18 protein-coding genes and 1 pseudogene are annotated in these 22,032 nt (G+C 71.5%); 4 read left to right on the top strand and 15 right to left on the bottom strand.

Annotation, left to right across the window (positions count from 1 at the left end):
* Positions 1-2: 2 nt before the first annotated feature.
* The 4 genes from K3769_RS19730 to K3769_RS19715 all read right to left on the bottom strand — a co-directional run bounded on the left by K3769_RS19730 (position 3) and on the right by K3769_RS19715 (position 8,031).
* The gene (locus K3769_RS19730) at positions 3-1,172 is read right to left on the bottom strand and encodes an ATP-binding protein (RefSeq protein ID WP_267027726.1); all 1,170 of its coding nucleotides are present in this window, start codon (positions 1,170-1,172) and stop codon (positions 3-5) included.
* Positions 1,173-1,233: 61 nt separating this feature from the next.
* Entirely contained in the window at positions 1,234-6,351 is a 5,118-nt protein-coding gene (locus K3769_RS19725) for a hypothetical protein (protein ID WP_267027725.1), read from the bottom strand.
* On the bottom strand, positions 6,348-7,202 hold the full coding sequence (locus tag K3769_RS19720) for a DUF4132 domain-containing protein (protein ID WP_267027724.1): 855 nt from the start codon (positions 7,200-7,202) through the stop codon (positions 6,348-6,350). Before K3769_RS19720 ends, K3769_RS19725 begins: the two co-directional genes overlap by 4 nt.
* A gap of 238 nt (positions 7,203-7,440) precedes the next feature.
* Positions 7,441-8,031 carry a TetR/AcrR family transcriptional regulator gene (locus K3769_RS19715; protein WP_267027723.1) on the bottom strand — a complete coding sequence of 197 codons (591 nt, stop codon included), beginning with the start codon at positions 8,029-8,031 and terminating at the stop codon, positions 7,441-7,443.
* A 246-nt stretch (positions 8,032-8,277) separates the two neighbouring features.
* Between K3769_RS19715 and K3769_RS19710 the strand changes: the two are divergent.
* Positions 8,278-9,182: pseudogene (locus tag K3769_RS19710) on the top strand (alpha/beta hydrolase family protein).
* Positions 9,183-9,214: 32 nt separating this feature from the next.
* On the opposite strand, the gene K3769_RS19705 reads toward K3769_RS19710, so the two are convergent.
* Positions 9,215-9,595: a MerR family transcriptional regulator gene (locus tag K3769_RS19705; RefSeq protein ID WP_267027722.1), complete on the bottom strand. Its 381-nt coding sequence runs from the start codon at positions 9,593-9,595 to the stop codon at positions 9,215-9,217.
* A 147-nt stretch (positions 9,596-9,742) separates the two neighbouring features.
* Here K3769_RS19705 and K3769_RS19700 point away from each other — a divergent pair, with 147 nt between their 5' ends.
* Positions 9,743-10,822: an alkene reductase gene (locus K3769_RS19700; RefSeq protein WP_267027721.1), complete on the top strand. Its 1,080-nt coding sequence runs from the start codon at positions 9,743-9,745 to the stop codon at positions 10,820-10,822.
* A gap of 61 nt (positions 10,823-10,883) precedes the next feature.
* On the opposite strand, the gene K3769_RS19695 is transcribed toward K3769_RS19700, so the two are convergent.
* Positions 10,884-11,309: an SRPBCC family protein gene (locus K3769_RS19695; RefSeq protein WP_267027720.1), complete on the bottom strand. Its 426-nt coding sequence runs from the start codon at positions 11,307-11,309 to the stop codon at positions 10,884-10,886.
* Between the two features lie 364 nt (positions 11,310-11,673).
* On the opposite strand from K3769_RS19695, the gene K3769_RS19690 reads away from it, so the two are divergent.
* Positions 11,674-12,210, top strand: coding sequence for a DUF6328 family protein (locus tag K3769_RS19690; RefSeq protein ID WP_282566216.1), 537 nt, complete (start codon positions 11,674-11,676; stop codon positions 12,208-12,210).
* Positions 12,211-12,232: 22 nt separating this feature from the next.
* On the opposite strand, the gene K3769_RS19685 is transcribed toward K3769_RS19690, so the two are convergent.
* The 9 genes from K3769_RS19685 to K3769_RS19645 all read right to left on the bottom strand — a co-directional run bounded on the left by K3769_RS19685 (position 12,233) and on the right by K3769_RS19645 (position 21,415).
* Positions 12,233-12,742: an SRPBCC family protein gene (locus tag K3769_RS19685; RefSeq protein WP_267027719.1), complete on the bottom strand. Its 510-nt coding sequence runs from the start codon at positions 12,740-12,742 to the stop codon at positions 12,233-12,235.
* A 38-nt stretch (positions 12,743-12,780) separates the two neighbouring features.
* Positions 12,781-13,302, bottom strand: coding sequence for a GNAT family N-acetyltransferase (locus K3769_RS19680; RefSeq protein WP_267027718.1), 522 nt, complete (start codon positions 13,300-13,302; stop codon positions 12,781-12,783).
* 75 nt (positions 13,303-13,377) lie between these two features.
* On the bottom strand, positions 13,378-14,571 hold the full coding sequence (locus K3769_RS19675) for an acyl-CoA dehydrogenase family protein (RefSeq protein WP_267027717.1): 1,194 nt from the start codon (positions 14,569-14,571) through the stop codon (positions 13,378-13,380).
* Between the two features lie 134 nt (positions 14,572-14,705).
* Positions 14,706-15,068, bottom strand: a complete 363-nt coding sequence (locus K3769_RS19670; protein ID WP_267027716.1) for an STAS domain-containing protein — start codon at positions 15,066-15,068, stop codon at positions 14,706-14,708.
* Positions 15,065-16,330, bottom strand: coding sequence for a SpoIIE family protein phosphatase (locus tag K3769_RS19665; RefSeq protein ID WP_267031445.1), 1,266 nt, complete (start codon positions 16,328-16,330; stop codon positions 15,065-15,067). The genes K3769_RS19670 and K3769_RS19665 overlap by 4 nt, the downstream gene beginning before the upstream one ends.
* A 5-nt stretch (positions 16,331-16,335) precedes the next feature.
* Positions 16,336-17,145, bottom strand: a complete 810-nt coding sequence (locus tag K3769_RS19660; protein WP_267027715.1) for an alpha/beta fold hydrolase — start codon at positions 17,143-17,145, stop codon at positions 16,336-16,338.
* A gap of 82 nt (positions 17,146-17,227) precedes the next feature.
* Positions 17,228-17,515, bottom strand: coding sequence for a hypothetical protein (locus K3769_RS19655; protein WP_372514986.1), 288 nt, complete (start codon positions 17,513-17,515; stop codon positions 17,228-17,230).
* 149 nt (positions 17,516-17,664) lie between these two features.
* On the bottom strand, positions 17,665-19,137 hold the full coding sequence (gene rox, locus K3769_RS19650) for a rifampin monooxygenase (RefSeq protein ID WP_267027714.1): 1,473 nt from the start codon (positions 19,135-19,137) through the stop codon (positions 17,665-17,667).
* Between the two features lie 202 nt (positions 19,138-19,339).
* Positions 19,340-21,415: an MMPL family transporter gene (locus K3769_RS19645; protein ID WP_267027713.1), complete on the bottom strand. Its 2,076-nt coding sequence runs from the start codon at positions 21,413-21,415 to the stop codon at positions 19,340-19,342.
* A gap of 131 nt (positions 21,416-21,546) precedes the next feature.
* Between K3769_RS19645 and K3769_RS19640 the strand changes: the two genes are divergently transcribed.
* A complete protein-coding gene (locus K3769_RS19640; RefSeq protein WP_267027712.1) occupies positions 21,547-22,026 on the top strand; it encodes a MarR family winged helix-turn-helix transcriptional regulator in 480 nt (159 codons plus the stop codon).
* Positions 22,027-22,032 lie beyond the last annotated feature (6 nt).

Raw genomic sequence — 22,032 nt, 5'->3', positions numbered from 1 at the left:
GGTCAGTCCTCCAGGACGGTGCGCAGGTCCCACAGGGTGCGCCAGGTCGCGGAGCCCTGCTCGGCACGGCGCCTGACGGGACCGTCCCAGTAGCCGCGGAGCCGGGCCGCGTCGGCGGGATCGTCCTTGCGGACCACGCCGAGCAGATGGCCCGGCAGCAGGCCGAGGACATCGCGGTCGCCCGGGAAGTAGGCGGCGGCGAGCCCGAGGGCGCCCGCCACCGACACGGCCTCCGCGGTACTCATCACCGTGGAGGGCCGCTCGACCTCCCAGCCCTCCGCGGACCGGCCCTCCCGCAGGTCCCGGAAGGCCGTGATGAGGGCTTCCAGCACGGCGTCGTCGACCCGGAAGGCCGCCCCGGCGCGCTCGACCGAGGCACGGGCCTGGCTGCGGACGAGCGCGGTCTCGGCGTCGAGGTCCGCGATGGGTCCGATGGTCTCGAAGTTGAAGCGGCGCTTGAGCGCCGCCGACATCTCGGAGACGCCCTTGTCCCGCAGGTTGGCGGTGGCGATGAGGCTGAACCCGGGCGCCGCGTGGGCCAGGGCGTCCTCGCTGCCCGCCAGTTCCGGCACGGCGATGCGCCGCTCGGAGAGCAACGACACCAGCGCGTCCTGCACTTCGGGCAGACAGCGGGTGACCTCCTCCACCCGGGCGACGGCCCCCCTGGTCATGGCGGTCAGGACGGGCGACGGCACCAGGGCCTGCCGGCTGGGCCCCTGGGCCAGCAACAGAGCGTAGTTCCAGCCGTACTTCAGCTGGTCCTCCGTCGTGCCCGCAGTGCCCTGGACGACCAGGCCGCTGGTGCCGCAGACGGCGGCGGACAGCAGCTCGGACAGCATGGACTTGGCGGTGCCGGGCTCGCCGACGAGCAGCAGCCCGCGTTCACCGGCGAGGGTGACGACACACCGCTCGACCAGGGCACGGTCGCCGACGAACTTCCCCTCGACCACGAGGCGCCGCGGCACCCCCTCGGGCACCTGGGCGTCGTCGGGCAGCCGCAGGGCCCGGCCTTCGCTGCCCATGACGAACGTGACGACGGCGCGGGGTGTGAGCCGCCACGCCGGAGGCCGCGGCCCGTCGTCGTACCCGGCCAGGAAGGCCAGCTCGGTGGCGTGCCGGTCCTCGGGCGGGGTGATCTGGCGGCCCGGGGCAGGGGCCAGGGTGGTGGTCATCGGTGGTCCGTCCGGTCGGGTCGGTGGGGCAGCGGCAGAGCGGGCGTCTTCCGGTGGTCGGTCATCGGCGGCGGCCCTTCCGGGTGGCGCGGGTGGTGAGCTTCTCGTAGGCGGGCGCGTCCCCGTCCTGGACGCGTCGCCAGGCCCGGGCGAACAGGTCGGGCACCGGGAGGAGCGGCACGGCGCGCGTGTTCCCGCGTATCGGGTAGAGGCTCTCCTTCCAGGTCTCCACCGGTAGGGCGGGGGACTTGAGGTCGAGCCAGCCGCACGGCAGGAAGAGGGTGCGGCCGGCGCGCGGTCGCTTCGCCTCGACGACCAGGTCGGTGGCGGCCAGCTCGGTGCGGGCCTTCTTCAGCCGGGCGGGCTTCCAGCCGGTCCAGCGGGCGCAGTTGCGGTCCGTCGGATCGGGCAGGGCCAGCAGCTGGAGGTAGAGCGCCGCCGCGTCCTCGCTCAGACCGTGTGCCGCGGCCACCTCGGTGACCAGTGCGGGAGCGACGACGGTCGGGTCCTGGGCGTACCCGGCGGGGCCTTCGGGGTCCGTGCCGGCCTCCAGCGCGAGGGCCAGTTCGTCGCCGAGGATCGCGCGCAGGGACTGCGGACCCGCGTCGCGCTGCGGGCCCACCAGGCCCGCGAGGAGCCCGAGGACCGCGTCGTCCGGGCCGGTCAGGACAGCCGGACGCAGCAGGACCGTCTCGCGCTCGGCGTACCAGGGCCGCAGGGCGAGAGCGTCCCCGACGGGGGTCAGGCCGTACGCGTCGGCGCCCCCGGTGGCGGGAAGCCCGTACGCCTTGCGCAGTTCGACCGCTGTCGAGCCGCCCTTCTCCGTCCACATGACATCGAGTCCGAGCAGCAGCTCGGGGTCGGTGAGGCGCTGTCGCAGCGCGGCGAGGCCCGCGGGCAGGGACGCACGCAGCGGGTGCCCGTACGGCAGCGCGTAGGCGAGTGAGGCCAGGGCGGCCACCGCGCGGGTCAGGTCGTGCGTGCCGGGCAGTGCGGCGGGGTCCGCCGCGACGAGGTCGCCGTCCTTGTCGGGACGCTGCACCGTGGTCCGGCTGATCCAGGGGGTGAGCCCCGGATTGAGCACGGCCTCGGCGGAACCGGCCGGCAGGCCAGCCAGGTCGACCGCGAGGTCCTCGGGCAGCCGGACGACGGAACCGAGCCGCTCGGCCCACACCCGGCCCGCAGCCGCCGTGTCGGGACCGGTGGTCCACAGGTCCGCGGGGTCGTCGGGCAACAGAGCGCTCAGCAGCGCGGACCTGTCCTCCCGGCCGAGCGACGACAGGCGGCCGATGCCCAGCTCCAGCTGCCGGGGCTTGAGTCCGATCGTCGCGAGGGCGTCGGCTCCGGGATTCTGCGGACGTGCGGCGAGCAGCACCGTGGCCTGGACGGGGCCCAGGCCACCGCGGGTCGCGTCGGCGAACGCCGCGGGCGCCTCGGGCAGCCACGGGGCGGCGCCCTTGTCCCGGACCAGCCGGATGACGGCGGCGAGGCTGTCCTCCGGGAACACCGAGCCCACCGAGGTCTCCCTCTCCAGGGTGAAGTGGGCGACGGCTCCGAACGCGCCGGAGGGGTCGTGGTCGAGAGCGAGCCAACTGACCCGGGCGTGCTGCCTGTCGACGTTGTGGCAGCCGAGGACGATCACGGTCCTGCCCTGCCGGCGGAGCACCTGGCCGACACGCTGCTGGTTGGTGTGCGGCTCGCTCAGTACGACCTCCCGCAGACCGCCCCCCGGGGTGGCGAGCGGTCCTTCGGCGATCGCTTCGAGGAGCAGGAGCAGCGCTTCCCGCTCGGCCTCGGTCGCCACGGGCATGGCGGCCCGGTAGGCCAGGGGACGCAGCGCGCCGAGCACGGAGGTCCACGCGCCGTTCATGGCGGGGATCGTGTGTTCCTCGCTGCGCCATCCGTCACCGACAGCGCCCGTCCGGGCGAGGTCGGGCAGTGGTTTGCCGTCCGCGGGCCGGCCGGACAGGACATGGTTCACGGACCGGATCTGGCGCAGGGTGGTCCACCGGGATTCGCCGCCCCAGCCTCCCCGCATGCCGGCGAGGCCCTCGACCGCCGTACGCACCGTCCGGTCGTCGCCGTGCTCGGGGCTGTAGTCGGCGAACATGCCTTCGCTGCGTCGGCGGTCCGCCTTCGGCCGCTCGACCGGCGGCTCCACGAACACGCCGACCGACCCGACGACGCGGAGCGCCGCCCGGACCAGGGCGGACACACCCGTGAGCAGCCGCTCGTCGACGAGGTCGGGCAGGGCCCTGGACACGGCATGCCGCACGACCTCGTCCGCGGACGCGACGACGGGCCTGCCGTCCGCGGTGGTCCTGGCCGCGTCACCGGTGCCGAGGACGGCGTCACCCGCCTTGAGGAGCTGTTCCTGCCGCTCTGCCAGTGCGCGCTCCGCGGTGGCCAGGACATCGGCCGCCGTCCTGTCGGTCAGGGCGCGCAGCACGGCGGACGCCCGCTCGTCGCGGGGGCGCAGCGCGTGCCAGAAGGCGACCGGCGGTACGAGCCGCGTACCGGCCGCGAACTCCCCGCCGCCCTGGCCGGGTGTCACCCGGCCCAGCTCACCGGAGTCCGAGGTGTCCTCGGCGGCGAACAGTGCGACCTGCCGGTGGAGCTGTGCGGCGACTGGCTCGGCGCCGCCGGGCAGCCTGAGCGCACCGAGGGGGAAGCCTCCCGACCGGCTGTCGGCGGCCGGCCGGGTGACGGTCCTGCCGTCCGGCGTACCGGTGGTCGTGCGGGCGTCGGCTCCGGTGCCCTCCGAGCGCACCCAGCGGCCCAGAACGGTGCCGTCGGTGCCGAACGGGCTCTGTTCGAGGCCGGGTTGCAGCGGCAGGACCTGGCAGTGGTGCTGCAGGAGCGTGGCGTCCTCACGGATGCCCTTCTGGAGGAAGGCGGGCAGGGACGCGCGTCCGTGTGTCCCGGTCGCCGGGTCGTACTCCAGCCAGACCTGTTGCACCCCCTGCCTGCCCTGGCGCCAGCACGTCGTGCCGTCACCGATGACGGGACGGTCGGCGGGCAGGACGGTGTCGCCGGCGTGCAGGGTGCGTCCGCCGGTGGCACGGCCGCCTCCGGACAGCGGGATGGAGGGATCACCGGCGTCGCTGCCGTACCAGTGCGGCAGTTGCTCGCCGCCGAGGGTGAACACCTCGGACGGGCGGGCCGACCAGTACCCGAACTGCTTGTTCTCCTGCCGCCACATCACGAGCAGTTCACCGTCGGTGTAGCGGAACCGCGGATACGTCCAGCGGTCCAGTTCGACGGGCAGCCGCAGATCGTGGTCGAGGAGCACCTCGTCCGGGCCGACGACGACCGCCTTGTGGCCGCGGGAGAGGATCAGCGCGGGCCAGGCCTCCGTGAGGCGCAGATGGTCGTCCCGGTGGCGGCCGGTCTCGCTGTCCATCAGCCGCAGTGCCTCGTCGAGGGCGGGCCAGCCCAGCTCGTCGGGGATGCCGGCCCGCAGGGTGCGGCCGAGCAGCGGCGCGATCTCGTGCCCCGCCACGCGTGCGACCGCCCGCGGGCTCACCCGGGCGGCGACCGGACGGAAGGGGCGCAGGCGCTGGAGGGCCGCGCGGGCGCCGGGCAGGCCCGTGGACGCGCCGAACGTCTCGGCCGCGTCGTCCAGCCACTCGCGCAGTACGTCGTGCAGCACGGGGTGGTCGGCGAGGCTCTGCAGTGACTGGGCCGAGACCGAGCGGTCGCCGCCCAGTGCCCCGACGGCCCGGTGCAGCAGAGGCCGGCAGCGCGCGTCCGCGGCGGTGGCGGCCAGGTCGCGTCCACCGGGCTGGGACTCGCGGAGCCAGCGGTCCAGGGCCAGATGTACGTCCTTGTCCGCGTCGGGGATCGTGAGCGGAACCCCCTGCGCGACGCACAGGTCCAGCAGGTCGAGGTCGGCACCGGCGTACCAGCGGCCCGTGAAGAGGTCCACGGGCCGGCCGTCGGCGCGCAGCCGCGGCGCCATCCGTTCGACGAGCCGGAGGGTGAGCGGGGAGCGTCGGCTGACCGAGGCGCCGTGCTTGCGGTGGGCGGCCCAGCGGCTGAGCCAGTCCGCCGCGTCGACGCCTGCCGCGGTGACGGCGCCGGTCGCGGTGCCACCGGTCGTGTCGGCCTCGGCACCTGTCTCGGCCGCATTGACCGCACTGCCCGCACTGCCCGTGTCGCCCACGCCGTCCTCGCCGGTCAGGAGGCGATCGGCGCCGCTCTCCGCGAGCAGCGTCAACCAGAACTCGTCGTTCTTGACGTCGCGGCCCAGGCCGGTCGGCATGATCTCCAGCAGCCGGACCCGGACGTCCGGTTGCCGCTCGGTGAGGACGGCCAGGGTGGCGCGGTACGCCGTCCAGAAGGAGGCGGGCGCGCGCACGGCGGCGGGGGAGGCGACCAGGTCGGCCACGAAGGCGCATTCCTCCGTGACGCGGTCGAGCCCCGCGGCCTTGATCAGCCCACGGGCGTCCTGCGGCAGCGACGCGTACGGAGGCATGCCGGCCGCGCAACGCTCCACGCACAGCTGCCGGAACTGCGCCCACGCCGTGGCCGGGTCGAGCCGGCGGGCCAGATCCTTCACATGCTCCTTGAGCGCCTTGACCGTCAGCGCGCCGGCGAAGGCGAACTCCAGGAACACGGCGCGTTGCCGCTCCTCGTCGACGGTGAGCGCGTGCACCCGCTCGGCCTCGCGGGCCTTGCCGAAGAAGGTGGCCCCGTACGTGGTGTTCTCGTGCTGGAGGAAGACCCGCGCGGCCTGCTCGTAGAAGGTCGGCAGGAAGTGCGGGACGGCCCGGCCGAGCCGCTCGCCCAGTGCCTCGAAGCCCTCCTTCGCCGTACCGGGGCGGGACTTCGCCTGGCGTGCGAGCCGTTCGACGTCCTTGACCAGCGCCAGTGCGTGATGGCCGTTGGCAGGGTCGTTGACCAGGGCCCAGGCGGGGAAGCCGAGTGTCTCGCGGCGGACCTGGCCCACCTCGGGCGTCTCAGGCTCGCGGGCCAGACCGAGGAACTCCAGAGCCAGGTCCTCGGCCTCGCCCAGCGTGCCCGGCACGAGACGGACGGCCACCCGGCCGTCCAGCGCGGGATGGCTGTACGTCCGCACGGTGAGGATGTCCGCGTCCTCGCCGGTCGGGGTGGACAGAGGCAGGACGGCGCCGGCTTCGAGCAGCGCGGCCGTGTCGATGTGCGCGTATGTGGTCATGCCGCCTGCTCCTCGTCCTCGATGTCACGCCCGGCGAACAGGGTGGCTGCCATGCGCATGCCCTCCGACCAGGCGACGGGCCCCACCTGACCGAGTTTCAACACCCGGCCCGCGTCGTCCGCCCACATCAGGGGGCCGGTCTCGGTCTGCTCGAACCCGTCGTAGTTGCCGATCCAGACGCGGGCCTCGACGCCGCGGGAGTCCTCCCGCACGGAGCAGACGGCGTTGCCCCCGCGTACGCGGTATCCGTGCTGGGTGACCCTGCCCTGCAGGAAGCGCAGTTGCTTGAACGCACCGCCCGCGTAGTCGTCCACGGTGGTGGCTTCGGCGTCGACGGCCGCGGGACGGTGCCACACCTCGCGGAAGAGCTGCTGGGCACGCTGCTCGACACCGATCTCGACGGCGAACTCCCGGAGGTCTGCGAGGTCGTCGAGGAGCACGGGATGGGGCAGGCGGACGAGGTCCGGAGTGATGCGCACGCTGTCTCCGTCGAGGTCGACCAGACCGAGGCCGCGGTCGAGGTCGACGTCCCGCAGGAATCCGGCCACTTCGTGGTCCGGGCCGGTGACGACGAGATCGCGGAGCGCGCTCTGCCAGGCGGGATCCGGCCACACCCGGGCGATGACGGCGAAGGGCACCGGAAGCGAGCGCACCATCCACTTCTCGACGTCGGTGAGGCACTGGCGCTCGTGCCGCTCCAGCCACTCGGCGAGCTGTCGCAGTCCCATGACCGCGGGATCCTCCGCGAGTTTGGCCGGTACGGACTTCAACTGCCGTCCCGCGGCGTTGCGGCACACCACCTTTCCGCCGTCGAGGCCGACCTCGTAATCGCCGGCCGTGACCCACCCCATATGTGCCTCCCCGCACTTCACTGATCAAGTGCCGAGAACTCTAGGCGAGGCCACTGACAACGCACCTCCGCGGCCGACCCGGCGGCGGCACCGGCAGTTTCGAGCCAACCGCCAACCGCCAACCGCCAACCGCCAACCGCCAACCGCCAACCGCCAACCGCCAACCGCCAACCGCCAACCGCTAACCCCCAACCACCCACCGCCGGTCGCCGACGGCCGGCCCCGGCCCCCCGACCGCTCAGTGGTGGTGGCGCAGCCCCGCGATGAGGAGGCCCACCAGTCGACGTGCGTCGTAGCGGGGGTTGTTGCCGGCGCCCGCGCAGAGTCCGCCCACGCCGCGCATCAGTGCGTACGGATCCATGCCGGGGTCGATCTCCTCCGACGCCACCGCCGTGTCGAGCAGTTCGGCGCACACGGGCACGAGGCGCTCAAGGAAGTAGGAGTGCAAGGGGTCGAAGCAGGGGTCGTCGGACTGCAGCACGGAGGCGAGCCCCTGTTTGGTGACCACGAAGTCGACGAACAGGTCGATCCACTGGACCAGTGCGTCGTACGGACCCGCGCCGGACGCCAGCAGCGCGGGACCGGCCTCGGCCAGAGCCTCCACCTGGTGCCGGTAGACGGCGACGATGAGGTCCGCCCGGGTGGGGAAGTGCCGGTAGATCGTGGCCGTTCCGACGCCCGCCTCGGCCGCGATGTCACGAATCGGCGCCTCCACGCCCGACGCGACGAAGACCGCCGCCGCCGCGTCGAGCAGGACCTCCTCGTTGCGGCGCGCGTCCGCCCGTTTGGGTCGGGCCGTACGTCCCGCACCCTGATCGCTTCCGCTCACCGCACCGTCCTTCTCGCTGTCGGCCTCCACAGCCGACTTTACTAAACGGGACAGTGTCCCGTATGTTCGAGCTCGATACGGGACGCTGTCCCGTTTACCCATCATGCCAGGTGGGAGAGTCGGTGGCCAACAGCATCAGAAACGGAGATCTCCGTGACCGCGTCAACCGCGTCAACCGCGTCAACCTCATCAACAGCGTCAACCGCGCCAGCCGCACATACGCACAAGCCCGCCCCCGTCGTCTCCGTGAAACCTGGGTGCTGGAAGCGCCCGGTCGCGGTGAGGACCTTCAGGTGCGGATCTCCGCGCCGGTGTCCGGGGACGGGCTGCCGATCGTCCTCCTCTCGCACGGCTACGGGTCGTCGTTCGACGGCTACGGCCCCCTGGCCGACTTCTGGGCCGCGCACGGCTTCGTCGTCGTCCAGCCGACCCATCTCGACTCCCGCACGGTGGGCCTGGCCCAGGATGATCCCCGTACGCCGCGGATCTGGCGTTACCGCGTCGAGGACATGAAGCGGGTTCTCGACCGACTCGACCTGCTGGAAGCGGCCGTTCCCGGTCTCGGCGGTCGCCCCGACCGGTCCCGTATCGCCGCTGCCGGACATTCCTTCGGCGGCCAGACCGCGGGCAATCTCCTGGGCCTGCGCGTACTGGACCCGGTGAGCAAGGAGGAGGTGGACCTGTCCGACGCACGCATCAAGGCGGGCGTACTGCTCGCCACGGCGGGAAAGGGCGGAGCCGACCTGACACCGTTCGCGGCCGAGCACTTCCCGTTCATGAACCCGAGCTTCGCGAACCTGGCCGCGCCGGCCCTCGTCGTCGCCGGGGACCGGGACGACTCCCCGCTGTCCGTCCGGGGGCCGGACTGGCTCGCGGACCCCTACTTCCTGAGTCCGGGTGACAAGAGTCTGCTCACCCTGTTCGGGGCGGAGCACTCGCTCGGCGGGATCGCCGGTTACGACGTCCGGGAGACGACGGACGAGAACCCCGAGCGAGTCGCCCTGCTGCAACGGGTCACCCTGGCCTACCTCCGCCATGCCCTCGGCATCGAGGACGACAGCTGGCGGGCGGTGCGAACGGAGCTCGCGGAGAGGCAAGGGGAAGGGGAAGGGGAAGGGGCCGCTCTGTTGGGCCGTATCGAATCGAAGTGACGTCGTGACGTTGTCGCGCCGCTGAGCGAGTGTCAGGCGCAGGCCGCGGCAGCCGGGAACTGGTCGCGGTACGCCCGGGCCGACGTCATCAACCGGTCGAGGGCGTCGCGGGTCTGGACGAGTTCCGCGATGTGCGCGGTGAGCCGGTCGCGCTCCTCGCTCATACGCTCCAGGGCGGCGTCCGAGTTCTCCTCGCTGGGTGAGTCGACACAGGGGAGCAGTTCGGCGATGGTCCGGCTGGACAGACCGGCCGCGTAGAGCTTCTGGATGAACCTGACGCGTTCGATCTCGTACTCCGTGTAGTGCCGCTGTCCACTCGCGCTGCGGGTGCTGGTGAGCAGCTTCTGTTCCTCGTAGTAGCGCAGCGACCGGACGCTGACACCGGCCCGTTCCGCCAGCTCTCCGATGCGCATGCGCTTCTCCCCGCTCTCCCCGTGCCCCGCTGTGACCGCCACTGCCGCTGTTACCTGGGTCACAGCACTTGCCCCTGACGTCGATGTCAGGTTTTAGCGTAACCGTCGTGCCCGGTACCCGGGTCACGAATCGCTAAGGAGACGCAAGTGACGAGCACGAGTCTGTTCCAGCGTTACGACCTCGGTGAACTGACACTGCCCAACCGCGTCGTGATGGCCCCCATGACCCGGGTGAGGGCGGCGGCCGGCGGTCTGGCCACGCCGTCGATGACCACCTACTACGCACAGCGGGCGAGCGCCGGGCTGATCGTGTCCGAGGGCGTCCAGCCCAGCCTGATAGGGCAGTCCAACCCCGGTACACCGGGTCTGCACACCGATGAACAGCAGGCGTCGTGGCGGCCGGTGACGGACGCCGTGCACGCCAACGGCGGCCGGATCTTCGCCCAGCTCATGCACGGCGGGCGGGTCTCGCACCCCGACACCACGGGTACGTGGCCGGTCGGCCCGTCGGCGGTGGCCGCCGTCGGCGACGTGTTCACGCCGACCGGGCCGCAGCCCGCGCCCGTGCCCCGCGCACTGGAGACCGCGGAAGTGCCGGAGCACGCCCGCTCCTACGGTGACGCGGCACGCCGGGCCGTGGAGGCGGGATTCGACGGCGTGGAACTGCACGGCGCCAACGGCTACCTGATCTCGCAGTTCCTCTCCTCCAACGCCAACCTGCGGACGGACCGTTACGGCGGCTCCGTGGCCCACCGGATCAGGTTCGCCGTCGAGGCGGTGTCCGCGACCGTCGAGGCGGTCGGAGCGGGGCGCACGGGCATCCGGCTTTCCCCGGGCGGGACCTTCTGGGGCGTGGAGGAGACGGAGGTCACGGAGCTGTACACCGCTCTGCTCGGCGAGTTGGCGCGCTTGGAGGTGGCGTACGTACACATCGAGGCGACCACGGACGAAGAGGTGCTGCTGGAACTGCGCCGCGCCTGGCCCGGCACCCTCGTCATGAACCCGGTCCTGCCCATGGGGCCCAAGCAGACCGGCCGGTCGGACGCCGACCACTGGCTCGGTCTGGGTGCGGACCTCATCAGTTTCGGCCGCGCCTTCATCGCCAACCCCGACCTGGTGGAACGCCTGCGCACGGGTGTCCCCGTCGCACCGGTCGACGAGACGACCTACTACCAGGGCGGCGACGCCGGATACCTGACCTATCCGGCGTACCAGTACACCGCCTGACACCGCCTGACACCGCTTGACGCCGACCGGCCCGATGCCGGGTCGAAGGCGGGCGGGGGAGTCAGGCAGCCGCAGCGGTCTCGGCGAGTTTCTGGAACTCGCCGAGGTCGTAGTTGGCGAGCGCCGAGTCCAGGTTGGTCAGGGCGCCCAGGCGCTCGACGAAACCCTTCGGGTCGTACTCGATCTGCAGGGTGACACGGCTCGATGTGTCACTGAGGCGGTGGAAGGTGACAACTCCCGCGTGGTGCACGCCCTCGACGGTGTGCCAGGCGATCCGCTCCTCGGGGACCACCTCGGCCAGTTCGGCGACGAAGTTCTTGTCCGCCCCGGGCAGGGACAGCTGCCAGGCGAAACGCCGTTCGTCCAGGGGCTCCACCAGTCGTACGTGACTGAGGAAGGACGGCCACCTAGTCACATCGCTCCACAGGGCCCAGGTGACGGAAACAGGGGCCTGGATGTCGACGGTCTCCACCAGGGATGCGGACACGGGGGCCGCCTTTCGTGGTCGGTCGGGCGCCGAACCGGGCGGATCGGCACGGCCCGCTTACCCGCCCGCGCCCCTCCCACACGCGGCGGGCGACCGGCCCACTTGCCACCGGCCCGCTTGCCACCGGCCGACGAGCCGAACCGGAGCCGTGCCCCCGCTGCCGGTGCCTCAACTGCGTGCGTGCCGAACGGGCTTGACGCAGGCCATCCGGGGTAAGCGGCTTCTCCGGCGTGCGGCACACGGCCCGTGACCCGCACGCGCACCCGTACCGGTACTCGTCCCAGTACCTGTACCTACACATCTGTACCTGTACCTGTACCCGTACCTGCTATCGGAACCCGAACCCGGATCCCTGGAGGACATCATGGCCGTGACGGACACACCCGCCCCCACGACCTCCTCGGAGCACTCCGCGCCCGGAGATGCTTCAGGGGATTCGGAAGCGCCGAGAGAGCGGGCGAACCGTCGCTGGAACGAGATCCTTCAGGAGACCCGGGTCGCGCAGACCGGCGTACAGATCCTCTTCGGTTTCCTGCTCAGCGTGGCCTTCACCCCCGGGTTCCGGGACCTCGGCATCATCGACCGGACGATCTACGTCGTCACCGTCGTCCTCGGCGCGGCGGCCACCGGTTCCCTCATCGCCCCGGTGTCGATCCACCGCTTCCTGGCGGGTCAGCGGATGAAGAACGAACTGGTGGAGACCGCCCACCGGCTGATGATGTTCGGAATGTTCCTGCTCGCCCTGACCATCGGCTCGACCCTGCTGCTCATACTGCGGGTCGTTCTGCCGGGCCTCATAGCGGAGTTCCTGGTCGCGGGCGTGATGTTGTACTTCGCCGTGTGCTGGTACGCGCTGCCGCTCTGGCTGCGCCGACGGGCCTCGCGAGAGGAGAGCGCCTGAGACCGCAGGCCGGCCGAGCCCGTCAGGACTGTGCCGGCGCTTCCAGTTCTCGCTTGAGATTGCGCAGCGTTCTGTCGATGTTGCCGACCTGGAAGTCGGCGAAAGTCTTGCCGCCGGTGGCCACGCGGTCGAAGACATTGGCCACGAGCGTGGGCCAGGAACGCCGGTCGTCCGTCCAGGTCTCGGTCACCCGGGTGCCGCCGCCCTCCGCCTCGAACCGGTAATCCCACGTGGCGATGGGCGCCTTCAGGCGCGGGCGTCGGATGCCGATGGCGTGGACGCGGAAGGCGAGGCGCCGGCCGGGATCCGCCGCGGTGACCGTGCAGCGGGTCGTCCAGCGGAAGCCGCGACGCTTGTTGCGCCCCTCGAAGACCATCCCGACATGGGCGGGCACGTCTCCGCCCGGGACGGTCGCGCCGAGGTTCTCGGGGCTCCAGCGGCCCATCTGTGAGACGCGGCCGACCTGCTCGTACACCGTCGAAGGTGACGCCTCGACCAGGATGTCGCGAGTGACGGTGAACGTGCGGGGCATGGGCACTCTCTCCCTGGACGCAGAAGTTACCGGGGAGTCTACTTGCAAGTAGGGATACGGAACTCCAGCTCGGGCCGATCCCACACCACCGCGGGCGGTGTCGCCGACGCGGTCCCGACGTGCACCGCGCCCACGCTGCGGTAGAAGCCCTCGGCGGGAGGGTGGGACACCACGCGGACGCGGTCGAGCCCGGCGGCGCGGGCCTCGGACTCCATGTGTGCCACGAGCAGCCGTCCCACCCCGCGCCCCTGTGCGTGATCGGCGACGAACATCAGGTCCAGTTCGGGCGGGGCGAGGACGAGCGAGTAGAACCCGAGGACCTGGCCCTCACGGCCCCGGTCGCCCTCGTGGCCCTCGCGGCCCTCCGTGGTGGCGACGGCCGCGAAGACGCGGTGGGTCTCGATGTAGTCGGGGCCGACCCGGTAGCCCGCCACCATGGCCGCGTACCGGCCCTCGTAGGCGCTTGAGCCGCGTACGAGCCGCGTGAGCCGTTTGGCGTCCCGCGCGGTGGCCCGGCGTACCGAGACGGGGCCACTCCTGCCCGTAATGCTCCGGTTCATCAAGCGAGTATCACAGGCAGGAGACCACCGTCTTCACACCGGGCCCCCGAACCTCAGGCCCCCCGACGGTTCTTCTCAGACGAACGCGCTCTCGCCGGTGACCGCCTTTCCGACGATGAGCGTGTTCATCTCCCGGGTTCCCTCGAAGGAGTAGATGGCCTCCGCGTCCGAGAAGAAGCGGGCGACGTCGTAGTCCAGCACGATCCCGTTGCCGCCGAAGATCTCCCGGGCCCAGCCGACGACCTCGCGCATCCGTGCCGTGACGTGGGCCTTGGCCAGCGAGGAGTGTTCGTCCTTGAACACACCCGAGTCCTGCAGCCGCGCGAGCTGCAGCAGCATGCCCCAGCTGGCGGTGATGTTCCCGAGGCTCTTGACCAGCAGATCCTGTACGAGCTGGAAACCGGCGAGCGGCCTGCCGAACTGCTCGCGCTCGGTCGCGTAGCCGAGGGCCAGCTCGTACGCGCCGATCATCACACCCAGTGCCTGCCAGGCGACCCCGCTGCGGGTGGCGCGCAGGACCTCCGCGACGTCACGGAAGGACTCGACGTTCTGGAGCCGGTCGGCCTCCGGCACCCTGACGTCGGTCAGGGTGATGTCGGCGTTCTCGACGATCCGCAGGGAGATCTTGTTCGCGATCTTCTCCGTGACGAAACCCGGCGTGCCCTTGCCGACCACGAACCCCTTGACCTGGTCGTCCGCGAGGTCCCTCGCCCAGACCACTACATGGTCGGCGAAGGTGGCGTTGCCGATCCAGCGCTTGGCGCCGTTGAGGACCCAGGTGTCGCCCTGCCGCTCGGCCGTGGTGCCCATACCGGCCGCGACGTCGGATCCGTCGAGCGGTTCCGTCAGGGCGAAGGCCCCGATGGTGTCCATGGCGGCCATCCCGGGCAGCCAGCGGTCCCGCTGCTCCTGGCTGCCACCGGAGTGGACGGAGTACATGGCCAGGCCGGTGTGCACGCCGAAGAACGTCGCGACCGACGCGTCGACCCGGCTCATCTCCAGCGCCATCATCCCGGTCAGCAGATGACTCACCGCGGGACGGTGCTCGCCGTAGCCCTCGTACGACAGCCCCACCAGGCCGCTCTCCCGGAACTTCGTGATCAGCTCCGTGGGGAAGGTGCCCGCCGCCCAGTTCTCGTTCACGAGCGGCTTGACCTCGTCGTGCATGAACGCGCGTGTCCTCAGCAGGATCTTGCGTTCCTCGTCCGACAGCGCGGACTCGAAGTCGTAGAAGTCGGCGGCGATCCCGTCATCCGTTGAAGATCTCATAGCGGCCTTCTTCCACGCTTTCCTTGCAGGATGCACGGGAATTCGGCGGAATGGCCCAACCGGTGTTCGTCGGCATTCCCGCCCTGCGCCACCTCGGCCTGTGAACGGCCGGTCCATCGGTCCATCGGGCGGCATCACCCGCTCGGAGTGGGCCGCCAGGAGGTTTCGGCGGCCAGGACCGTCGGGTGGATGGGAAAGACCTGGTCCAGGCCGACGATGCGGAAGATCCGGCTGACGCTGTCGGGGACCGCAGCGAGCGCGATGCCCGCACCGGCCGCCAGGGCGTGATTGCGCGCGGCGATGATCGCGGTGATCCCGCTGGAGTCGCAGAAGGTGACGCCGCCGAGGTCGAGGACGAGCTGGCGGCCCGGACGCAGGTCGAGTCCGGGCAGTGCGGCGCGTACCGCCGGGGCGCTGTGATGGTCGAGGTCACCGGCGAGCTCGACGACCGCTCCGGTGGGAGAGGTGCGGACGCGGAGGGTCAGGTGCCGGTTCACAGGGGCTCATCGCCGTAAGGCAGGGGCACATGGATGGCCAGGACGGCGGTGTCGTCGTCCACACCGGTGCCGAAGGTGTCGAGCAGGTCGCGGATCGCGTCGACGGTGTCCGAGGCGGTGGTGGGAGCCAGCGCGCGGGCGAAGGCGAGAAGGGCGTCGTCGCCGTAGCGGTCCTCCCGGTCGTCGACGGAGTGGACATGGGCCTCGGTGAGGCCGTCGGTGTGCAGCAGCAGGGTGTCGCCCGGGGTCAGCCGGACGGCGGTGGTGGCTATGTGGGCGTCGGCGAGGACACCGATGAGCTGTCCGCCCGGCGTGGGCAGGGAGTCGGTGGTGCCGTCGGCGCGCATCAGCAGGGCGGGGGGATGCCCGCCGCTGGCCAGGGTGATGTGGAAGCCGCCCCGGACCGGGTCCGGGGTCAGCAGACCGAAGACGACGGTGCAGAAGCGGGGGTCGACGCCGTTGTACTCATGGTTGAGGACCGTGTTGAGGTTGGCGAGGACGGCGACGGGGTCGGGGTTGTACACGGCCGCGGCCCGCAGGGTGTAGCGGGCCAGCGAGGTGACGGCCGCGGCGGCGGCCCCCTTGCCGCACACGTCGCCCAGGAACAGCCCCCAGGTGCCCTCGGCCAGCGGGAACAGATCGTAGAAGTCACCGCCGACCTCGTCGACGGAGGCGACGTGGTAGTACGCGGAGACGTTCAGACCGGGCACGTCGGCCAGGGCCGGCGGCAGCAGCGTCCTCTGCAGGGTGGTGGCCAGGCGCTGGAGCCGTTCGCGTTCCCGCTCGGCCTCCTTGCGGGCGCGCAGCAGTTCGGTCTCGTAGGCGCGGCGGTCGCGTGCGTCGAAGAGGGTGGTACGGATCAGCAGCGGCTGCCCGTCGCTGCCCGTTCGCACCGTCGAGGTGACCAGGACCGGCAGCCGGGAGCCGTCGGCGGCCTTGAGCTCCAGGGCGATACCGCTGACCTCGCCCTGCATTCTCAGCAGCGGAGCGAAGTGCGTCTCGTGGTAGAGCCGCCCGCCGACGGTCAGCAGGTCGGAGAAGTGTCTGCGGCCCAGCAGGTCGTCCCGCTCGTAGCCCAGCCAGTTCAGCAGCGTGGTGTTGACCTTCGCGATCCTGCCGTCCATCCGGGTGGACAGAAAACCGCAGGGCGCGTGCTCGTACAGGTCCTCGGCGCTCTCCTCCAGCAGCGCGGAGAACTCCGCCCGGTCGTCGACGGAGTCGCGGTCGCCCCCACCCCGGCCGCCCGCCACATCGCCGAACACGCCCGTCACGCGAGTGCCTCCACGAACGAGGTGATCGCCGCCGTGGTCTCCTCCGGGGCGGCGAGCTGCGGGCAGTGTCCGGTGGCGTCCAGCGTCACGAGGCGGCTTCCCGCGATCCGGGCGTGCACGAACTCGCCCACCTCCCGGGGAGCGATCGCGTCACTGGAGCACTGGGCGACCAGCGTGGGGACCCGCACCAGGGCGAGGTCCTCGCGGTTGTCGGACAGGAACGTCACGCGGGCGAAGACCCGGGCGATGTCCGGATCGGTGCGGCAGAAGCTGTTCGTCAGCTCCTCACCCAGTTCCGGCCGCTCCGGATTTCCCATGATCACCGGAGCCATGGCGCCCGACCAGCCCAGATAGTTCGCGTCGAGTGATCCCAGGAGCTCATCGATGTCCTCGGCGTCGAACCCGCCCCGGTAGGCGGTCGCGGGGTCGTCGATGAACCGGGGCGAGGGCGCCAGCAGCACGAGCCCGGCGAACGCCTCGGGCTCCCGGCCGGCGGCCACCACCCCCATCATCGCGCTCACGGAGTGCCCCACGAACGTCACGGGGCCGAGCGCGAGCTCCCGGCACAGTTCGAGCACGTCCTCCACATAGCCGTCGAGCGTCGAGTACCGGGCCGGGCTCCAGGCGGACAGATCCGAGTTCCCCGCGCCCACGTGGTCGAAGAGCACGACGGTGAAATCGCGCTCCAGCGCGGGGACCACCAGACGCCACATGTTCTGGTCGCATCCGAACCCGTGCGCCAGCATCACCACGGGCCCGCCGGGCCGCCCGGACACCGTCACATGGTTTCTGTGCCGCACATCCATAGGAGACATCCTCGCAGACCTGGCACGGTCTCCGCGGATCGAGGAGCCGCGCGGACGGGTCCGGCCGACGGCCTCTCGTCCGCTATTCCGTGCGCGGAGCCGTGGCCGTACGGGTTCTGGCCGCCCAGCCGGCCGGCGGGAGCGCACCCAGGGCGGCGATGAGCGGGCCGCCCAGCCCGAGCGGGAGCAGTTCGGCCGTGTCGTGGACGGCGAGGACGGAAGCGGGGAGGCGCAGGCCCACGCTGTCGCCCGTGGCGGGGAGGACCCGGCCGTGCAGGGCCACGCCGAGCGGCACGCCCAGCGCGCCGGCGACCGGTCCGGTCACCACGACGGAGGCGAGGACCATCGCGACGGTCTGCCGGGGCGTCATGCCGAGCGCCTTGTGGACACCGATCTCCCTGACGCGCTCGCGGGTCGAGCAGCACGCCGGTCAGCGACGGCGCACACGAGCCCGGCGAGCAGCCCACCGGGCCCTCGTGGACCGGCATGCGCTGACGCGGCCCTGGTGGTCCGTGACACTCAACCGGCCGCGCCGCCGAACCACTTGGGCAGATGCGCGAGCAGGTCTTCCTGGTCCTCGCCGGCCCACGCCACATGGCCGTCCGGCCGCAACAGCACCGCGGGTACGTCCAGTTGCTCGCTCGTGTCGACGACGTGGTCGACGCGGTCCGTCCAGCCCGCCACCGAGAGGCCGCCGGTCCGGTCGAGCAGCAGGCCGCGTCCTTCGTGCATCAGCGAGTAGAGGCGCCCGTGCGTCAGGTCCAGGTCCTTCATCCGGCGGCCGACCAGGTCGTGGCCCTCGCCGAAGTCGTAGCGGACCCCCACGGCGGTGATCATCTCGGTGATGTAGCGGTTCACCTCCTCGAAGTCCATCAGCCGGGAGAACAGCTCCCGCAGCGCGACCGCGCCCGCGTCCGTCCCCAGCAGCGTGATCTGCGCACGGGTGTTGTCCAGTACGCGGGCACCCACCGGGTGCCGTTCGTCGTGGTAGCTGTCCAGGAGCCCTTCCGGCGCCCAGCCGTCGACCGCGGCGGCCAGCTTCCAGCCGAGGTTGAAGGCGTCCTGCACCCCGAGGTTGAGCCCCTGCCCGCCGGTCGGCGGGTGGATGTGCGCCGCGTCGCCCGCCAGCAGCACCCGCCCGACCCGATAGCGCTCGGCCTGCCGGGTGGCGTCACCGAACCGGGACAGCCAGCGGGGCGAGTGCACCCCGAAGTCGGTGCCCGCGACGTCCCGCAGCCGCTGCTTGAACTCGTCGAGGGTCGGCGTGGTCGCCCGCTCCTCGGCCACCCCGTCGGCGGGCACGATGACGCGGTACGTGCCGTCGCCGTTGGGGATCGTGCCGAACCGCAGCTGGGTCTTGCGGACCTCCGCGACGACGGCGTCGACCGACGCCGTGTCCGCGGTCAGCTCCATGTCGCCCAGCAGCGTCTCGACCGTGGCGGGCTCGCCCGGGAAGCCGACGCCGAGCAGGCGGCGTACCGTACTGCGCCCGCCGTCGCACCCGACGACGTAGCGCGCACGAAGGCGCGTACCGTCCGCCAGCTCGACGCTCACCCCGTCACCGTCACCGTCACCGTCACCGTCACCGTCCCCGTCGGCCTTGGGGTCGTCCTGGCTCAGCCCGGCCACCTCGCAGCCGCGCCGGATCTCCGCCCCGAGTTCGAGGGCCCGCTCTTCGAGCAGCCGCTCGGTGACCGGCTGCAGGGTGGACAGGCCGTACGGGTGGGCCGTGTCCAGCCGGTCCGGCCACGGCTTCATGATGCCGCCGAAGAACCCGCCGACCTGGAACTTCTCACTGACCGCGAGGAAGCGGTCCAGCAGCCCGCGCTGGTCCATCAGCTCGACGCTGCGCGTGTGCAGGCCACGGCCCCGGGTCTCCGCGGTCGGTTCGGTCAGCTTCTCCAGCACCACCACGTGCACACCGTGCAGCCGCAGTTCGCCGGCCAGCATCAGGCCGGTCGGTCCCGCGCCCACAACGATCACGTCAATCATCGAAAACCCCAACTCAACGGCGTAGGAACTCCGAAGCCGACCCGGTGGTTTCCGGCTTCGGCCGGTGATTCTGCGCCACGACCGGGGTCTTGCGGCAAGCCCCCCGGTGCGCTATAGCTTGAGAAAGGCAAGGAGCACACGACTCCTTGCCTTTCTCATGCCCTTTCTCCGGCGCCGTTCCGCGAGGCGGCGCCGCCGCTCGTCACGGTCGGCGTGTGAGGCGGCCGGGCCACCAGACGGCGGGGCCGATGTCCCGTACGAGGGCCGGGACCAGCAGCGAGCGCACCACGATCGTGTCCAGCAGCACGCCGAAGGCGACGATGAAGGCGATCTGCGCGAGGAACGCGAGCGGGATGACGATCAGGGCCGCGAAGGTCGCGGCCAGCACCACCCCCGCCGAGGTGATCACCCCGCCGGTGGCGATCAGCCCGCGCAACATGCCCTGCCGCGTGCCCAGGTGCAGCGTCTCCTCGCGTACGCGTGACATGAGGAAGATGTTGTAGTCGACGCCGAGCGCGACGAGGAACACGAACCCGTACAACGGCACCGAGGCGTCCGTCCCCGAGAAGCCGAAGCCGTGCCGGAAGACCAGGCCCGCGATCCCGAGCGTGGCGAGGTAGTTCAGCGCCACGGTGGCCACCAGGATCACCGGCAGCAGGAGGCAGCGCAGCAGGACGACGAGGATCAGCAGGATGATCGCCAGGACGACGGGGATGATCAGGGTCCGGTCGTGTTCCGCGGTGCGCTGGGTGTCGTACTGCTGCGCGGTGTAACCGCCGACCAGGGCGCCGGGGTCGGCCGTGTGCAGCCGGTCGCGCAGCTTCTGCACGGTGTTCTTTGCCGAGTCGCTGTCCGGCGCGGCGTCCAGGACGGCGTCGATGCGCACCCGGCCGTCCACGACCAGGGGCTTTCCACCCGGCCGGCCCGACGAGGTCACCGCCTGTGCCTCGGCGACCCCCTTCGTCGCGGCGGCGGCGCGCGTGACCTCCGTACGCCGGTCCGCGTCCGCGATGATCACGACCGGCTGGCCGGAGCCGCCGGGGAAGTGCCTGCCCAGGGTCTCCTGTGCCGCGACGGACGGCGCGTCGTTGACGAACAGCTCGTCCAGGGGCACCCCCTTCGACTGCAGTGCGGGGAAGAACGCCGCACCGGCCACGAGCAGGGCGGCGGAGGCCATCCACAGCCGCCGGGGGCGGGTGTCCACCCAGTGGGCGACGCGCCGCCAGATCCCGTGTCCGCCCGTCTCCGCGTCGGCCGAGCGGGGCTTGGCGGGCCAGAAGGCCACCTTGCCCATGAGGGCGAGCACCGCGGGCAGGAACGTCAGGGTCGTCAGGACGGCGCACACGATGCCGATGGCCCCGACGGGGCCCAGCGCACGGTTGTTGGTGAGGTCGCTGAGCAGCAGGGCGAGCAGTCCCAGGGCCACGGTCGCGGCGCTGGCGGTGATTGCGCCGAAGGAGTCGCGCAGGGCCTTCCACGCGGCGTGGAACCGGTCGTCGCTGCGCGCCAGTTCCTCCCGGAAGCGCGCCGTCAGCAGGAGGGCGTAGTCGGTCGCGGCGCCGATCACGAGGATCGAGAGGATGCCCTGCACCTGACCGTCCACGCGCACGATGTCGTGGTCGGCGAGCACGTAGACGATCGCGCAGGCGATGCCGAGGGCGAAGACGGCGCTGATGATGATCGTGAAGGGCAGCAGAACACTGCGGTAGACCAGCAGCAGGATGAGCAGAACGGCCGCCAGGGCCACCCCCAGCAGGATTCCGTCGATGCCCGCGAAGGCCTCGCCGAGGTCCCCCTGGGTGGCCGCGGGTCCGGCGATCTGGACGCGTGTCCCGGAGACGTCCCCCGCGGCCCGCTCCAGTTCGTCCAGCACCTCGCCGAGCCGCTCCCCGAGATCGGGGCGCAGCGGGACGACGCCCTGGAGCGCGGCGCCGTCCTGCGAGCGCAGGGCCGGTGAGGGCTTGGTCTCGACCCCCTCCACGTCGGCGAGCGACGTGAGGATCCGGGTGGCGGAGTCCTGCTGGGCCGTGGAGACCTCACCGCCGCCGTCGGCGGTCCAGACGAGGACGGCGGGCAGGGTCTCCCGCTCGGCGAAGGCCTTCTGCCGCTCGATGACCTTGGTGGACTCGGCGTTCTGCGGCAGGAAGGCCGCCTGGTCGTTCGTGGACACCTCTCCGAGCTTGCCCGCGTAGGAGCCGAAGGCTCCGCCGAGACCGAGCCAGACGACGACGAGAACAAGGGGGACCAGCCATCGGGCTGGTCGAGGCACGGTGTTCATGGACTCTCTCAACAGCTTTCCCCACAGGCGTGGCGCAGGCGTGGCGCAGGACATGGACCGGACAGCGGCCGAGGGCCAAGGTATCTCAAAGAGAAAGTAACTCAACCATTGAGAGATACTATCCTTGTCCCATGCAGCCCAACAGTTCGGACGGCCGTGAGGCCCCTGCCAGCGATCTTCAGGCCTACGCCGTTCTGCTGCGGGCGTTGAACAGCGAGTTCAACCGGATCGCCCATTCATTTGCCCAGGCCAACGAGCTGCATGCCACGGACGTCCACGCGCTGGCCGCGATCCTGGACGCCTCGGTGACCGACGGTGAGCCGATGACGCCCTCGCGTCTGCGGGAGCGCCTCGACCTCACCTCCGGGGCCGTCACGGCCTGCCTGGACCGGCTCGAACGCGCGGGCCACATCAGCCGCACGCGCGAGAGCGCCGACCGCAGGGTGGTCCACCTCACCTACAACGCGGGCGCCCGTGCGCTGGCCCGCGCATACTTCAGCCCTCTGGCACGCAGCACGGAGGCCGCGCGCCGGAAGTTCACCCCCGAGCAGCTGGAGACGATCGCCGACTTCCTCCACGCCCTCAACACCGAACTCGGCAACGAGCGCTAGAGCCTG

It is taken from the genome of Streptomyces ortus (genome assembly GCF_026341275.1).
GTDB lineage: Bacteria > Actinomycetota > Actinomycetes > Streptomycetales > Streptomycetaceae > Streptomyces > Streptomyces ortus.
Note: the sequence above shows the minus strand (reverse complement) of the source record. Positions and strands in the feature narration are given on the sequence as shown.

Bases quoted from the DNA above. Each gene is read 5' to 3' on its own strand.
- K3769_RS19730 (WP_267027726.1), bottom strand. From the start codon at position 1,172: ATGACCACCACCCTGGCCCCTGCCCCGGGCCGCCAGATCACCCCGCCC.
- K3769_RS19725 (WP_267027725.1), bottom strand. From the start codon at position 6,351: ATGACCACATACGCGCACATCGACACGGCCGCGCTGCTCGAAGCCGGC.
- K3769_RS19720 (WP_267027724.1), bottom strand. From the start codon at position 7,202: ATGGGGTGGGTCACGGCCGGCGATTACGAGGTCGGCCTCGACGGCGGA.
- K3769_RS19705 (WP_267027722.1), bottom strand. From the start codon at position 9,595: ATGCGCATCGGAGAGCTGGCGGAACGGGCCGGTGTCAGCGTCCGGTCG.
- K3769_RS19690 (WP_282566216.1), top strand. From the start codon at position 11,674: ATGGCCGTGACGGACACACCCGCCCCCACGACCTCCTCGGAGCACTCC.
- K3769_RS19685 (WP_267027719.1), bottom strand. From the start codon at position 12,742: ATGCCCCGCACGTTCACCGTCACTCGCGACATCCTGGTCGAGGCGTCA.
- K3769_RS19680 (WP_267027718.1), bottom strand. From the start codon at position 13,302: ATGAACCGGAGCATTACGGGCAGGAGTGGCCCCGTCTCGGTACGCCGG.
- K3769_RS19675 (WP_267027717.1), bottom strand. From the start codon at position 14,571: ATGAGATCTTCAACGGATGACGGGATCGCCGCCGACTTCTACGACTTC.
- K3769_RS19660 (WP_267027715.1), bottom strand. From the start codon at position 17,145: ATGGATGTGCGGCACAGAAACCATGTGACGGTGTCCGGGCGGCCCGGC.
- K3769_RS19655 (WP_372514986.1), bottom strand. From the start codon at position 17,515: ATGACGCCCCGGCAGACCGTCGCGATGGTCCTCGCCTCCGTCGTGGTG.
- rox (WP_267027714.1), bottom strand. From the start codon at position 19,137: ATGATTGACGTGATCGTTGTGGGCGCGGGACCGACCGGCCTGATGCTG.
- K3769_RS19645 (WP_267027713.1), bottom strand. From the start codon at position 21,415: ATGAACACCGTGCCTCGACCAGCCCGATGGCTGGTCCCCCTTGTTCTC.
- K3769_RS19640 (WP_267027712.1), top strand. From the start codon at position 21,547: ATGCAGCCCAACAGTTCGGACGGCCGTGAGGCCCCTGCCAGCGATCTT.